Origin of the sequence: Burkholderia sp. TSV86 (assembly GCF_001522865.1) — a bacterium.
Lineage (GTDB): Bacteria > Pseudomonadota > Gammaproteobacteria > Burkholderiales > Burkholderiaceae > Burkholderia.
Genome location: NZ_LOWB01000104.1, coordinates 71,239 through 84,988 on the forward strand (window position 1 = coordinate 71,239; position 13,750 = coordinate 84,988).

General features: G+C 58.8%; 22 protein-coding genes. 7 read left to right on the forward strand and 15 right to left on the reverse strand.

Annotated elements, in window-relative coordinates:
- Nucleotides 1-209: 209 nt before the first annotated feature.
- The 15 genes from WS68_RS18275 to WS68_RS18325 form a co-directional block, all read right to left on the reverse strand.
- The gene (locus WS68_RS18275) at nt 210-818 is read right to left on the reverse strand and encodes an ssDNA-binding protein (RefSeq protein ID WP_059516573.1); all 609 of its coding nucleotides are present in this window, start codon (nt 816-818) and stop codon (nt 210-212) included.
- A gap of 5 nt (nt 819-823) precedes the next feature.
- Nucleotides 824-1,102 carry a hypothetical protein gene (locus tag WS68_RS18280; RefSeq protein ID WP_059516575.1) on the reverse strand — a complete coding sequence of 93 codons (279 nt, stop codon included), beginning with the start codon at nt 1,100-1,102 and terminating at the stop codon, nt 824-826.
- A complete protein-coding gene (locus WS68_RS18285; protein ID WP_059516577.1) occupies nt 1,099-2,487 on the reverse strand; it encodes a DUF2800 domain-containing protein in 1,389 nt (462 codons plus the stop codon). Before WS68_RS18285 ends, WS68_RS18280 begins: the two co-directional genes overlap by 4 nt.
- The gene (locus tag WS68_RS18290; protein WP_059516579.1) at nt 2,484-3,023 is read right to left on the reverse strand and encodes an Nmad5 family putative nucleotide modification protein; all 540 of its coding nucleotides are present in this window, start codon (nt 3,021-3,023) and stop codon (nt 2,484-2,486) included. The genes WS68_RS18285 and WS68_RS18290 overlap by 4 nt, the downstream gene beginning before the upstream one ends.
- Nucleotides 3,024-3,028: 5 nt before the next feature.
- A complete protein-coding gene (locus tag WS68_RS18295) occupies nt 3,029-3,613 on the reverse strand; it encodes a hypothetical protein (protein WP_059516581.1) in 585 nt (194 codons plus the stop codon).
- Between the two features lie 389 nt (nt 3,614-4,002).
- Nucleotides 4,003-4,317, reverse strand: coding sequence for a hypothetical protein (locus WS68_RS18300; RefSeq protein ID WP_059516583.1), 315 nt, complete (start codon nt 4,315-4,317; stop codon nt 4,003-4,005).
- Nucleotides 4,318-4,345: 28 nt separating this feature from the next.
- Nucleotides 4,346-4,546 carry a hypothetical protein gene (locus WS68_RS18305; protein ID WP_059516585.1) on the reverse strand — a complete coding sequence of 67 codons (201 nt, stop codon included), beginning with the start codon at nt 4,544-4,546 and terminating at the stop codon, nt 4,346-4,348.
- 29 nt (nt 4,547-4,575) lie between these two features.
- Nucleotides 4,576-4,800, reverse strand: coding sequence for a hypothetical protein (locus WS68_RS18310; protein ID WP_059516587.1), 225 nt, complete (start codon nt 4,798-4,800; stop codon nt 4,576-4,578).
- Between the two features lie 15 nt (nt 4,801-4,815).
- Nucleotides 4,816-5,022, reverse strand: a complete 207-nt coding sequence (locus tag WS68_RS26500; protein ID WP_082710136.1) for a hypothetical protein — start codon at nt 5,020-5,022, stop codon at nt 4,816-4,818.
- A gap of 27 nt (nt 5,023-5,049) precedes the next feature.
- Nucleotides 5,050-5,181, reverse strand: a complete 132-nt coding sequence (locus tag WS68_RS29300; protein ID WP_269434553.1) for a hypothetical protein — start codon at nt 5,179-5,181, stop codon at nt 5,050-5,052.
- Between the two features lie 115 nt (nt 5,182-5,296).
- Nucleotides 5,297-5,485, reverse strand: coding sequence for a hypothetical protein (locus WS68_RS18315; RefSeq protein WP_125910449.1), 189 nt, complete (start codon nt 5,483-5,485; stop codon nt 5,297-5,299).
- Nucleotides 5,486-5,850: 365 nt separating this feature from the next.
- On the reverse strand, nt 5,851-6,381 hold the full coding sequence (locus WS68_RS26505; protein WP_082710137.1) for a DUF2569 family protein: 531 nt from the start codon (nt 6,379-6,381) through the stop codon (nt 5,851-5,853).
- On the reverse strand, nt 6,371-6,703 hold the full coding sequence (locus WS68_RS18320) for a hypothetical protein (RefSeq protein ID WP_082711896.1): 333 nt from the start codon (nt 6,701-6,703) through the stop codon (nt 6,371-6,373). Before WS68_RS18320 ends, WS68_RS26505 begins: the two co-directional genes overlap by 11 nt.
- Complete coding sequence (locus WS68_RS27815; protein ID WP_082711897.1) at nt 6,693-6,923, reverse strand: hypothetical protein; 231 nt, start codon at nt 6,921-6,923, stop codon at nt 6,693-6,695. Before WS68_RS27815 ends, WS68_RS18320 begins: the two co-directional genes overlap by 11 nt.
- 23 nt (nt 6,924-6,946) lie before the next feature.
- A complete protein-coding gene (locus WS68_RS18325) occupies nt 6,947-7,642 on the reverse strand; it encodes a S24 family peptidase (RefSeq protein ID WP_231753056.1) in 696 nt (231 codons plus the stop codon).
- Nucleotides 7,643-7,713: 71 nt separating this feature from the next.
- Here WS68_RS18325 and WS68_RS26510 point away from each other — a divergent pair, with 71 nt between their 5' ends.
- From WS68_RS26510 to WS68_RS18355, 7 genes are all read left to right on the forward strand, one after another.
- Nucleotides 7,714-7,956, forward strand: a complete 243-nt coding sequence (locus WS68_RS26510; protein WP_059516593.1) for a transcriptional regulator — start codon at nt 7,714-7,716, stop codon at nt 7,954-7,956.
- 47 nt (nt 7,957-8,003) lie between these two features.
- Nucleotides 8,004-8,264 (forward strand): hypothetical protein, encoded by a 261-nt coding sequence (locus tag WS68_RS18330; RefSeq protein WP_059516596.1) that lies wholly within the window; start codon nt 8,004-8,006, stop codon nt 8,262-8,264.
- A gap of 19 nt (nt 8,265-8,283) precedes the next feature.
- Nucleotides 8,284-10,845 carry a phage/plasmid primase, P4 family gene (locus WS68_RS18335; protein WP_082710138.1) on the forward strand — a complete coding sequence of 854 codons (2,562 nt, stop codon included), beginning with the start codon at nt 8,284-8,286 and terminating at the stop codon, nt 10,843-10,845.
- Nucleotides 10,846-11,066: 221 nt separating this feature from the next.
- A complete protein-coding gene (locus WS68_RS18340) occupies nt 11,067-11,336 on the forward strand; it encodes a hypothetical protein (protein ID WP_059516598.1) in 270 nt (89 codons plus the stop codon).
- On the forward strand, nt 11,333-12,055 hold the full coding sequence (locus WS68_RS18345) for a terminase small subunit (RefSeq protein ID WP_059516600.1): 723 nt from the start codon (nt 11,333-11,335) through the stop codon (nt 12,053-12,055). Before WS68_RS18340 ends, WS68_RS18345 begins: the two co-directional genes overlap by 4 nt.
- On the forward strand, nt 12,052-12,312 hold the full coding sequence (locus WS68_RS18350) for a hypothetical protein (protein ID WP_059516602.1): 261 nt from the start codon (nt 12,052-12,054) through the stop codon (nt 12,310-12,312). The genes WS68_RS18345 and WS68_RS18350 overlap by 4 nt, the downstream gene beginning before the upstream one ends.
- Nucleotides 12,309-13,730 carry a TerL gene (locus tag WS68_RS18355; protein ID WP_059516603.1) on the forward strand — a complete coding sequence of 474 codons (1,422 nt, stop codon included), beginning with the start codon at nt 12,309-12,311 and terminating at the stop codon, nt 13,728-13,730. Before WS68_RS18350 ends, WS68_RS18355 begins: the two co-directional genes overlap by 4 nt.
- Nucleotides 13,731-13,750 lie beyond the last annotated feature (20 nt).

The window sequence follows — 13,750 nt, forward strand, 5'->3', positions numbered from 1 at the left end:
ATAATTTATTAAATAGGATTACTAACCGACGTCCCAATCTTTCCGCCTACGATTTAAGCGCTCACGGTTTGCGCATGCCGATGTCGTGAGATCCAGAGCGGGCGACGCCGGTTAGCGAGAAAGGGTTTGGAATCGCCGCGCCGGCGGCGATTGGAGACGAGCGCCCCGCGATATTCGTTGCACTCCGGGCATAAAACCCGGAGTGATGATTACGCGAAGTCGTCGGCAGTTTCCGGCGCCGCTGCTTCGAAGTCGTCTTCATTCGCGCGTCGTGCGCCGCTGAAGCTGTCGCCATCCCCTGCAAACTGCACACCTTTCAGCGATGCGCGGATGCCTGGGTAGTTCTTCGTCTGCGCGTAGATATCGACTGTTGCATTCACATAGCAGCCGGCGTAGATGCGTCCTTCTTTGCCGGGCAGCCATTCACCTGTCGATTGGTCGATTAGGCGTGCTGGCTTGCCTGTTGCCGGGTCGGCGTACATGTCAAGCAGCAAAGGGCGGCCGTCATCCTGCTTGCGGTGCGAGCTAAGATAAAACATGTCCTCGAAGCCTTCGTACTCCGGCTTCGTGTTGCCGTCGATGTAGCAGAACTTGTTCGAGTTGCCACGAAAACCGGTGAGCATTGCCTCGGCTTTCTTGCCCCAAGCTTCGGCTGCAGCCTGATTGATTGCGTCGTTCACCTTCTTGTCGTTCTCGCTGCCCGGTTCGACAAGAAATGTCGCGCTGTAGCGAAACGCGCCTTGGCCGTCGAATTGTGCGGCGTTGCGCAGGTTGTCAATGAATGCTATACGGACATTTGTGAGTTTTATGCTGGCCATGAAATTTACTCCTTTGGTGACGTTGGTTGTTTGTCCAACTGCGAAATCAGTTCGTCGGCGATTTCGACGGCGCGCTTGCAAATCATGACGGGTGATTGGTGCCCGCTATCGAGCGAAGCAAATGCCGCCGTCGCTATTCGCTCACGTCGATCGCGGAGCACAAGATTTCGAGCTTCTTCTTTCAGTTTCCTGGTGAGGGCTAACGCGTCAGTCATTGAAAAACCAGCGGACTGAAGGCCGATGACGATCGTCCGTTCGGTGCTGTAGGGCGAGTGCTCGTTCATGCAAGATCGCTCCCATCGTCGGCCGAGACGACTTCAAAATCGTCTTCGGGTGGTTTGATAACAAGAGCGGGACGGCTGTCGGATTCGGGAGCGACCGACGGGCGACCGTCACGCTGTACGATCAGCGCTTCAACCTTTTTCCACCGGCGCGGCGATTCCTTCGACAGTAGCTTGTCGGCTTGCGTTGGGCTAATGAGTTTGAAGTTGTACATTTGATCCTGCTTCAAACGCATCGACTTCATCAGGCGTTCGGCGTCGACTTCATCGCGCCACTGGCGCGCACCGCGACGGCCAGCAACCAGTTTCACTCCGGGCACTGCACGAGCGTTTAACAGTTCGTGCTCGATACGGCCGCGCACTGCTTTTACCCAATCGTCGATCAGGTCGAGAGTTTCGTAAATCAATCCGAGGCGATCGTTACTGAGCAGTTCGACGTTGCGGCCGATGAACTCAGACTGCACGCCGTATGCTGATGCTTCCGCAACAACTTCGAATTCCGCGCCGATAGTCGCTTCGACGTGGGTGGCGAGCGCCGGGCACACGGCCTTGGCTTTGCAGAATTTGCACTGCTTCTCGCCTGGGTTGAAATCCCCGGTTGCGAGCTTGAATTCACGTGGGCGCTCTTCGACGTTCCGTAGCAACCAACGGGCGCGCTCGGCGGCCGGTTTCGCGGTGCCATCGATCCAGGCAAGGAGATCAGCCGGGGCGGTCGACCATTCGCTGGGCCGCTCGTTGATGCGTGGCTGGTGGATAACGATGTTTACTCGTTCGAAATCGACGAACGCGCTGTGCTCTTCAAGAGCAGCGGCGGCATAGAGCATTGCCTGATAGTTGCGTTCGGCTGACACTTCAACGCCACGCCCATACTTCAGGTCGCGCACTTCGATCTCGGCGCGGCCATCCGGCCAGACGGCGATGATCACGCAGTCGCTCGTGCCGCGCGCGCCATGCTCGCCAGTAATGTGTTCGATTGACAGCCGCTGTTCGACGAGTAGCGTTACGTCGGCACCGGCGAGCCGCAGAGCCTCGACCCGCTCACGCACCCCGTCGACGTACAACTGCACGTGTTCGGCCATTTCCTCGTCGACTTCGAACGTGCGGCGCGGTTCAGTGATCATCTCGCCGGTTTCCTCGTCGCGGCGCGTGACCGTGCCGACGGGAATCACCGCTCCGATGTACTGCTCGGCGGCCTCGTGGCGCTCAAGACACCACTTCGCCAACTCGTGCGCGGCGGTGCCTTCGTCGGCGTACTCGCTCGACGCATCCGGTTGGCCGATCTGTGCGGCTGTCGATGCTGCGCACTCGATCCAAGTATAGGCCGACGATGGAGACAGGAGCGCGTGCTTCTGATCCTCGACGACGGCCGCAATAGCGGTTTTGTTCATTTGCGCACTGCCTTCTGTGCGGTTGGCTTCTTGCCCTTCGGCCAACCTGCGGCGGTGAGATCGGCAACGAGATACGCGATCACGGTGACCGTGCGATCGATGGTGGCGTCGAGCGGTGGCAGGTATTTCGCGAACTCCGGTAGGCGTTCATGTGCCTGCTTCACTGTCGTGCACGCCGCGATCGCGGCGTCGACCTTCGCACGCAACGCCTTACGTGCCTCCGATTGCTCGTCGCTGAGCTTCGCAAGCTCCGTTATCCGAGCCCAAAACGGCGCGTCCGCCTGCATCGCTGCGTGCATACTCGAGTTGGTCGAACCAATCACAACACGAACCGACGACAGCGAACCCGGCAGGCGGACGTACTCGTGATTGAAATGGCCGTCGAACTCTTTGTACAAAGCACGAAGCTTCGGGGGCAAGTGGTCGACGGCCCATTTTTGAGCGGCGATCCGGGCCTCTTCCTGGTAGTCGGTGCGCGGCACGTCGTCGAGGACCGACTTAACGAAAGCCGAACGCGCGTAGTTAGTGAGTCGCATAGCCTCTACTCCTGCGGAATTGATTCGGTCGGATCGACGCGGCCGGCAAGCACTTCCCGCGCGAGCGCCATGTATTCACCGAACAGAGACTCGTCAAGATGCTTTTGACCGGGTTTCGGCGATACGACCTGCGCACCAAACCGCGCAAGAAGCGCTACTGCCTGTGCGCGGCCTACATGCGTACTGACCCCGATGATTGCCCTTTTACATGCCTCGAGCGTTGGCTCAGCGTCTTTCAGTTCGGCATATAGGGCCGCCGTTTTCTTGTGCCAGGGCTTGAGTGCGGCGGTTTTCTGCTCGGGCGAGAATGACTCGGGAATCGGTGCAGACGGTTCGCCAGACAGCTTTGATTCGGTCGTCACAGCATCGTCGGCAGTAGCAGTGGCTGCCGTGTCCGTCTTCGGCTTTTTTCCCTTCTCAGCCTCCCGCTCAGCAAGGTTTTTCTGTGCCGCGACTACTGCTTGAACGGCGGGCGACGCGTGCGCCGTCGCGCTTGCTTGAGCAGTTTGCAGCGCGCCGAGCGAAAGCAGGGCTGCGATCAGTTCGCGTACTGCGGCAGTGTTTTCCTGAATGGCAGATTCGAGGCTCATAAGTAGGAATCCTTATGAATAAAAAAAATGTTGAAATACCGAAGGTGATAATGTTTGCGCGGCGAAGCTATTTACCCTGCGGACGGCTCAAGCACGGAACCGGCGGTACTGGCCATAGCAGTGATTTGTGACATTCCTATCCCCAAATGAAATCAGAAAAAGCAGGGCGTCGTTCAGACCGCCCCTTCAAATAGCCGCACGGTAGAGACAGGGGACCGCACGGCTAAGCCGTAATTGATCTGTTATCCGAAAAAATGGCGAGCGCCATACGGGCCGCTCGCCGAAAAAGCGTCGCGCTATCTGAGGGCCACAATTGTGCGCGACGCTGAGAGAAGAGGGGTTACAGCCGCACCGCGCTCTTTAGCACATCTCGTGCAGCTTGAAGACGGTCAGGAGAGGTACAGGAACGACAGCAACGCATCAAACCAAGGCGTACCATCCAGCGTGTCGTCAGTGCTGAAGTCGGTTCCTTTCTTCAGCGCGCCTTTGCCGGTCGACTGAGCGTATTCGCCGAAGGCTCGGCCGTTGACGGTGCTGTAGAGCGCACTGACGAAGATGCGGCCGTGCTGAAACCCGAAGTGGATGTAATCGCTACCTTCTTCGAGGTACTTGCGCGGCTGGCACGGGAAGCCTTCGCGCTCGCATGCTGCGATCAGCTCGTCGCCGGTAATGTGGCGCGTAAATTTCTTGATCTCGGTTTGCACGTCGTTCTCCTGTAGCGGGCGCGGTTGGTCAGGCGTAATTCCGGACGATGACGGGGCGGCCTGTCTGTTGGCGAATAACTTCGTCGTGCAAGTCTTGCGCGACGGCGTTCGCCTTCTCTAGCGTGAGTCGCGCAACCCCGCGCCACGTGCCAACAAGCCCGAATGAAATGCGATAGGTTTCGTCGCCTTCGTTTTTGCTGATGATAATTTCCACCTTTGCGCGTGCCATCGTCGTTCTCCTGTAGCGGGCGTGGTTGGTCAGGCGGCGTCCAGCTTGCCGAGGATGTCGCGCGCCCCGATATAGGCTCCGTATGCCTTCTGTGCTTTCAGCTCCGGGCTCAAATTCGGAAGGTCGGCAAGTATCGGCTTGCCAGCTTCAGCCATCGCGCGCAATGCCGCCACCAATTCCGAGTAGGTAGGCAGGCCGGCATCGTTCAGGTGCGCGTCTGCGTTCGCGATTGCCGCCTTGGCTTTCTCGCTCATGTTTGGCTCCAGTAGTTACGCCTGCGCTATTTCGTCGGGAGTTGCTTCGCGCACCTTGAACGCTCGACCCATCCGGTTCCAGGGCGCAACAGCGCGCTCGGCGTCCTCACGCGATTCATATCGTTTGGCGTGGCAGAAGTACGGACTACCCGCCCCGACTTCGTACAAGCCGTTGAAGTAGAACGGGCGACCTGAAAAATTGATTTCGTGGGCGATGAACACGTCGTTCTCCTGTAGCGGGCGGGGCGGTTAGATCACGTTATCGGCAGGCACGACGTGCGCACCGCCGCTGACGGCGCTGGTGAAGAAATAGATCCGTTTCCAGATCATGTTGTGTACCAGGAATGCGTAGTTGTTGATCGAGTTGCCGAAATCGTCCATCCTCGTTCCCCTTCGCGTTGCGTTAGTCCGTATCTGATTAGGAATCCGAAAATATGACAGCGCTCAACGAACGACACTGACGTTCAATGCCATCCGGGTCAGCTACGAGTCTTGATTAATAGCCGAGCCAGTTACGCACTGCTACTTTGGTCGCAGGAACTGGAGTCCAATAGGGCCCATAGAATTCATTCGCAGTGTCAGGGAAGCTCTCGCCCGCGAACTGCTCTTCGCAGAGAAACTTGTCCGAGCCGAGCGGCACAGCTCGGCAACCGTGTTCAGCGATGAACTTGATCAGGATCGACATGCGAATCTCCATTTAGTAATGCGAAATGTATAAAGCAGATTTCAGCGGACTGGTATGCGCCGATCCGCTCAAAGCTGCTAGGCGTGGGTCGCTACTCCCGTTCTCGGGTGCCGCCTTACACACGGCCGGTTGCTTCGCTTATGCGGTCCCGGCGTGAAAACTACGATTGTTAAAGAGCTGGCCGCTGTTCGCGGTGTGCCGTTCCGTGACGGCTTGGAATGAATATTAGTAAATACTAAACCTTCCAGTCAAGCAAAAACTAAACTCGCGGGTGGGAAAATTTGTAACAGCGCAGCGGTGGCGATGGTGGGCAAGAAAAACCCCGCGCGAGGGCGGGGCTTGATGTTCGGGGGCGGTATGCAGCCCTAACGCCGGCTGTAAGTTTCGCGGATGCGTTTTGACTTCGATAGATAGATCAGCCATAGCCCCGACCACACGCAGGATGCGCCAATCGCTGCAACGGAGCGAGAAGTGAACTCTAATGTTTGAGCTAGTTGCGGGTATTCAGTGCGGGTAAGGAAACAAGTTAAGGCCAGTGCAATCGGTGGTAGCGCGCACGCAAATAGCTTTGCAAAGAGAACGCTGAACGGCCGTTGATGGAGCCAAAGGAGAAACCCGGCGGCTACACCCGCGGCAAGTACGCTTGATTGGATGCCCCATAGCACTGGTTTAAACGCCACCCACACCGGGTCGGTACGCAGCACTGGGTTTGCTTCTTCGAGTAGAGCATTTGACATTAGCAACCCGGTGGTTACAAGAAGGGGTTGAACCGTGATCAGTACGATGATGAGCAACATTAGCCCGCCCCCGATTCCGGTTTCGTATTCGTCTCCCATTTGTGTTGCCTCAATGCCCGCCAGCGAGCTTGGTACGGGGCGCAGCTTGTCAGGCGACATGCTTAGCGAGGAAGTAGGTTGCGGCAACCAGTGCCGTGCCGAAACTGCAGACGAACGTCACGAGCTTCCACGTCTGTGCGTTGATTTCTTGGTGAAGCGTCGCTTTCACATCCAACAAATCGGCCTTCGTCGCGACGGAATCGAGACGAGTTTCGATTCTCGCGAGCCGGTCGCGAGTCTCAAGGTTGGCTGCTTCGAGCGCTGAAATTCGGGTTTCCATACCGCTATCATCGCCTCCACCACCCCCGCCGTCAAATGCGGGAAGCGGGGGCTCTCTGTAGTTCTTTGCCCATTGTTCGAGTTGATGGATTTCAGCCGCCATTTGGGCCCGCCTCGATTCGAGCCGTAGCTTGGCTCATGATATTCGTCAAATTTGCAACAAGCGAAAGAAAAGCGGGGTCGGGCATGCTATTTGGCGAAGACATTGTTGCTCGCTGGATTGCTTGCTGAAGTTGCTCTTTGATTTCACGCGTCATCCTGTTGTATTCGATTATTTCGAATCGCAGGCGGTTAATTAACTCGCTGTTTTCCGGCGTTGTCATAGCATCTCCGTTAAGTAGAGCGATCAATTGCCGCCCGCGAGCCCGGAGCCTGAACGGTACATGACTTCGCCGGCTATCTGCAGCCCCCCAAGCTGGTCTGCGGTGACTACCCGATCGGGAAACTCAGGATTGTAGGAATGCAGCCGAAGCGCACCCTCGGGTTCCTTGAATATCTGTTTCACGAGGGGTTCGTCTTCAAAATACACGGCGTAGACCCGCCCGTCCCGCACGTGTGTGCGCGTCGTGCAAATCATCATCATGTCCCGATTGAAGAGGTAGGGCTCCATGCTGCGGCCGTGCACTTGCACCAGCTTGCAGTCCTGAGGCTTCACGCCCAAGGCTTTGAAGAAGCCAACGTCAAACGGTAATTGCTTTTTCTCTCGCACTTCCCACTGAATCAATCCAGTCCCCGCACTGAACTTGTAATCGTACTTGTCCAGCCAGACGCGATCGTCATCTGGCGGCAGATCTTCCGGGTGCTCCCACACCAGGACATTCCCCTTGTCTTCGGGGAGTTGAAGGGTACCCGGCAGCGATTCGAAAGGCGTGTCAAGGTAGCCTTCGCCCATTTCGTAGTCGCGCTCAAGTCTTCGCGCAGCGCGCTCCCCAAACGACCCACCGCCCAGGAGTTGCGAAAAATAGCTTTTTTCCTTGGATGGAATGGGGTGCGTCTCGGTCCATTCACGCAGACGCGCGCGGCGAATTTCTTGAATTTTCATACAGGAAGTTTAGATAATTCTAAATTAGTGTTCACTTGACCGAAGGTTTAGCTATAACTAAACTGCCGTGCATGGACCTGAAAAAATTCATCCGGACAAGCGAGCGAGGGACGGCTACGAAACTGGCTGGCGCCCTTGGTGTGTCTGTGTCCTACCTATCGCAGATGGCCGCCGGCCACTGCCCGATCTCCGAAAAGCGGTGTGTGCTCATCGAGTGCGTTACAAAGGGGGTTGTTTCGCGTCGCGATTTGCGTCCGGACGACTGGCACTTGATCTGGCCCGAACTTGTTGCTGATTTGGAGATTGCACGATGAGTGAAGTATCCAAGGCAGCAGCAGATAGGTCACGCAAGGCGTATTCCATGGTCTTGCAACGCTTGCAAGAGCCCGGCATTCAGGCCGCGCTCGCGGTTGCGCAGGGGGTGTCGGAATCGACAGTGAGCCGAACCAAAACCGACAAGCTCGAAGACGCGATCGCGATGATTACGCACTTGGGATTCAAGATTGTCCCGGAGAGCAAAGTGTGCGTGGACCGAGCGATGTATGAGGCGATGGCAACGATCGCGGGCCGCGCGATGTCCGACGACTCGACTGCGCGGCGGCTCGTGTGGGAAGAGGATTGATCGGTGGCCGCCTATTACAATGGAAATGAAGAATAAAACACTCGCTGCTGCGCTCACGCCGATCGTTTCTCGCGTCGTCACTTCACACTGTTGGGTCAAGCGCGACGGCGCGCCTTCCCATATTTGCCGCCCCCTTACTGAAGACAAACTCGCGCACCACGTCAACGGTGGGCCCGCCTACGGTGTGGCGCAGATTGCCCCCGGCGAGTCGACAACGCGTGTTGCATTGCTCGATCTTGACTCGCACAAAGGTGAGACGCCGTGGCCGGACATGCAGGCCGCCGCGCTTCGCATCATGGCGCAGCTTGAGGCAAAAGGTTTGCGCCCGATCCCGTTCCGCTCATCCGGTGGTGCGGGGCTGCACATTTATTTGTTGTGGGATGAACCGCAAGATGCCTATAGCGTTCGCGCTGCGCTGCGCGCAACTTTGGCCGCGTGCGGATTGCGCGACGGTACGAAGGGGCTCGCGGCGGGTCAAGTCGAGGTGTTCCCAAAGCAGAACAGCGTACCGTCCGACGGCTTTGGCAACATGTTTGTCCTGCCGCTTGCCGGTGCGTCAGTGCCGCTCGACCCGTTCGAACTCGACGACATGCCGAAGGGGTATGCCGCCGAAATGGACTGGCTGATTAGCGAGAGGGTGCCGCGCGCCGCACGTGAGGAAATCGTTTTGCCTAGCGCGGTCGACGTGCCAGTCGAACTCGGCATCTTGAAATCAGCGCTCGACATGATTCCTAACAGCGGCTCAGACGAGCTTGACTACGAGGCGTGGCGCGACGTTGTGTTCGGCATTCACCATGCGACGTGCGGCTCGGATGACGGCCTTGCGCTTGCGCACGAACTCTCGGCTCGGTCAAGCAAGTACAACCCGCGGTTTCTCGATGAGCGAGTTTGGCCGCACATCGGGAAGACGTCACCTGACGAGCGCGCGCCGATTACCGGCCGCACGGTGTTGCATCACGCACGTACGCACGGTTGGTTAGAGCCGATCGCAGACGATTTCGATGTGCTTGCGCGCGCCGAAGCTGCCGCCGTTGGAGCACCAGCACGTACCGAACCTAACGCGGTCGAGGCACGCGACACTCCGGAAGAGCCGCCAGTGCTGTTTTTTGAATCCGATCCACCAGCCAAGCCGCCGCGCGCCTCGAAAAAGGGCGGCGGGGACGGCAAACCATCGAAGGGGTATCGCGCTCGTACAGAGTTCGGTAACGCCGAGCGTATGCTCGATCGCTACGGCGCCGGCTTGATGTACGTCCCCGAACTCGAAGCGTGGTTCATATGGACGGGCGTCTACTGGCGTCGTGCCGTACAGGTTGAGCTTGAAAATCTGGCGAAAGAGACGATCCGCGCATTGCCCGATGAAGTCGACGGGTTGCAGAGCGACGAAGAGCGTATCGAGTTTTTCAAATTCTGCGCCGCTTGCCAGAAAGCCGCGATGGTGTCGAACATGATTCGGCTCGCGGCGTCCGATCCGCGCGTCGTCGTGCCCGTTGACGAACTCGACAAGCACGCACACCTGCTCGGCGTTGCCAATGGCGCTGTCGATCTGCACACGGGCGTGTTGTTGCCGCCGAACAAGGAACACCGGATCACGGTCGTTACACCAATTGAGTATGACCCCGCTGCTAGCGCGCCGCTGTTCGAACAGACGGTTAGCGAAGTGTTTTTCGATAACACCGAACAGATCGAGTTTTTCCAGCGCCTTGTTGGGTATGCATTGCTCGGGCAGCCAAAGGAGGACGTGCTCGTTATCCCCTTTGGGTCGGGTTCCAACGGCAAATCGACGGTGCTCGGCGCAATTCGCAGCGCTTTTGGGGGCTATGCCAAGTCAGCGAGCGCCGAAACGTTTCTCTCGTCCGGCGCGGGAGCGGGTAACGCCGGCGGGCAGGCACGCGAGGATCTGTTACGCCTGCGCGGCGCGCGGTTCGTCTACGTTGGCGAGCCGGACGAAGGAAGCGAGCTGCGCGAGGGGCTGGTGAAGAGTATGACCGGCGGCGACCCGATCCCGGCGCGCGGTATGTGGGCCAAGACGACAGTCGAGATTACTCCGACCTGGGTTGCTTTCATGCCGACCAACCATCGCCCGATCGTGAAGGGTGACGATCATGCGATCTGGCGGCGTCTGATGCTGGTGCCGTTCACACGGAACTTCGATACCGATCAGGACGTGAAGAAGGACACGAGCCGCGCTGAGCGGATCGCCGCTGAGTTGCCCGGCGTGCTCGCTTGGTGCGTGCGCGGCGCGCTGGCATACCGCCGACTTGGCCTGAAGCCGACGAAGAGCATCGCCGCAGCGCGTGACTCGTACAAGGCGGATATGGATTTGCTGGCTGACTGGATCGAAGAGTGCTGCAACGTTGGGGATTCATACGCCGCTTCGAATGAGGAATTGTGGGTGTCGTGGAGGCATTTCGCTGAGCGACGCGGAGAACTGCGATTTATTTCAAATTCGCGCGCGCTCGGACGTCGCTTGTCTGCGCGTGGTTTTTTGCAAATTCAGCACACGATGGGTGTTCGTGGGCGTGGATTCGCAGGAATTCGCGTCGTTGCCGAGCGGGGGTTTGAAGTTTGCGACTTAGCGTAAGCGAGCGCGCTAAAAATCGCGCGTTTGCTTCGAACATGGGGTTGGGTTGTACCGTTTTGTACCGTTATTTTGTTGTTTTTGGCTATCTTTTCTCGCCTATATAGACTGAGAAAAGATAACCAAAAACACGATGAAAACGGTACAAAACGGTACAACGAAGAACCTGTAAAAATTTACAGATTAGGAATGCAAAATTTTGCAAGTTTGAAGGAGGGTAGTCTATGACGCCTATCGAATTTGACTGGCGCGAAATTCTTTTCGACTTGCGCCGTCTCGGGCTGATGCCGACTCAGGTGTCGCGCGAACTGCGCGGGGCGATCAGCGAACGCCAACTGCGGGATTACGCCGAACAGGTGAGCGCACCGTCACACTGGCGCGGTGAGTTGATTCTCGATTTTTGGTGCCGGCGAACGGGCCGCGGGCGTGACGACGCGCCGCGCCGCGCAACGATGCTGCGGACCATGCCGAGCGCGCGGACGGTGCAGGTATGAGCAAGCTGACTGCAAAGCAACAGCGATTCATCGACGAATATCTCGTCGACTTGAACGCGTCGGCCGCTGCGCGGCGCGCCGGGTACAGCGTGAAGGCCGCGGGTCAGATCGGTGATGAGAACCTCAAGAAACCGCAAATCGCCGCCGCTATCGATGCGGCGATGAAAGCACGCGGCGAGCGCACGCGCATGACCGCGGATCAGGTGCTCAAACTGGCCGAGTCGATGCTGTTGGCCGACGTGAATCAGCTGATCTCGTACCAGCATCGCTGTTGTCGCCATTGCTGGGGTGTCGGGCACGCGTATCAGTGGAAGAACGAGCGCGAGCTTATGACCGCCGTCAATGGGCATTCGCGCGCTCTCGCGGCAGCGAAGAAGGCCAAGGTGCCGCCGGACGCGTGGCCCGCGCCGCCGGATGAGTCGGGCGGTTTCGGCTTCGATCCGCGCCGCGATCCGCACCCCACGTGCCCCGAGTGCTTCGGCGAGGGCGTCCAACACGAAGTGATCGCGGACACGCGTAAGCTGCCGCCCGCCGTGCGTGCGCTTTACACCGGCCTGAAACGGACAAAGGAAGGGTTCGAGATCAAGACTCAGTCGAAGGACCGCGTGCTCGAACTGATGTTCCGGCATCACGGTCTGCTGAACGACAAGCTCGAACTGACGAAGCCGCGCGTGCGCGTGAAGGATCTGACCGGCCGCAAGAAAGGGGATCAGCAATGAAGTTGAATGTGCTCGCGCGCGGCGTCCGGCCGCGATTGAAAGTGTCAGCCTTTGAGCGCAAGGGCGGCAAGTTGAAGCGCCGCCAGCGCTCGTCGTTTCGGCAACGTCAGCAGGAGCGCACGATCGAACGGCAGCTTCGCGAGATGCTCGAGATCGAGCAGAACGTGCGTGATAGCGAAAAGCGGTCATCGTTTATTGGAGATGTTCCTGCGACGTTTATGGGGCTCGCCAATCGCTTCTTCCACAATGCGCCATGAGCGAAATCGAATTCCACTACAAGCCGCAGGGCGAGACGCTCGAACGCTACATCCTCTCGCGCGCGCCGCGCTCGTTCATCATGGGTCCGCTCGGCAGCGGTAAGACGAACGCCAGCTGCTGGAAGGCATTCCGCATCATGTGCGAGCAGGAACCCGATGCCGATGGTGTGCGGCGCTCGCGCGGCGCGGCCGTGCGCAACACGTACCCGGACCTGCTGTCGACGACCGCGAAGGATTGGCTCGATATGTTCGGCGATCTCGGTCGATGGGTGGGCGGCGGCCTGGAACCACCGACGCACCACCTGTCGTTCGAGCTTGAGGACGGCACAAGCGTCGAAGCCGAAATGGTGTTCATCGCGCTTGATCGTCCTGAGCACGAGCGCAAGCTGCGCGGCATGCAGCTCACGTTCGCGTGGCTCAATGAAGTGAAGGAACTCGCGAAGCCAATTCTCGACATGCTCGACCTGCGCGTCGGCCGCTACCCGAAGGACGTGCACCCGACTTGGTACGGCGTGTTCGGTGACACCAACGCGCCTGATTCGGACCATTGGTACTACGTGCTCGCAGAGGAAACGGAGCCTGAGGGTTACGCGTTCTTCCGGCAACCGGGCGGCGTCATCCGCGACGGTGATCGGTGGGTCGTTAATCCGCTCGCCGAAAATATCGACAACCTGCCGCCCGGATACTACGAGCGCGGCATGCAGGGCAAGAAGTTCGACTGGATCAAGGTGAACCTCGGCAACGAATACGGATTCGTCGTCGACGGCAAGCCTGTGCATCCGGACTACGCGGACTCGCTGCATTGCAAGCTCTTCGAGCTTGTGAAGTCGCAACCACTCTGGATCGGCATGGATTTCGGCCTGACGCCGGCGGCCGTGATCGGGCAGCGCAAACCGATGGGCGGCTGGCGCATCCGGTCGGAAGTTGTCGCGACGAGCATGGGTGCGCGGAAGTTCGGGATTGAGCTGAAGCGCCATCTTGCCGAGATCTACCCAGGTTTCGAGATTGGCGGCATCTACGGCGACCCGGCTGGCGACCAGCGCTCGCAGGCGGATGACGAGGACACACCGTTTCGCATCCTTCGTGCCGCCGGCTTCGAGGCGCGACCCGCGCCGACGAACGACACGGCGTTGCGCTACGGCGCCGTCGACGAGGCGCTGACGCGGATCATCGACGGCGAGCCGGGCCTGCTCGTACATCCCGATTGCCGCACGCTGCGTAAAGCGCTGTCCGGCGGCTATTGCTTCCGCCGCATGGCCGTGAGCGGCGAGCGGTACGCGGACAAGGCGGACAAGAACATGTACTCGCACGTGGCCGAGGCCGCGCAATACCTGCTCGTCGGTGCAGGCGAGCACAAGCACTTGGTGCGTGTGAAGCGCGCGGGCGGCCCGCGCCCCACGCGCGCCATCACCGACTGAAAGACGGGGGATTCCCCGCC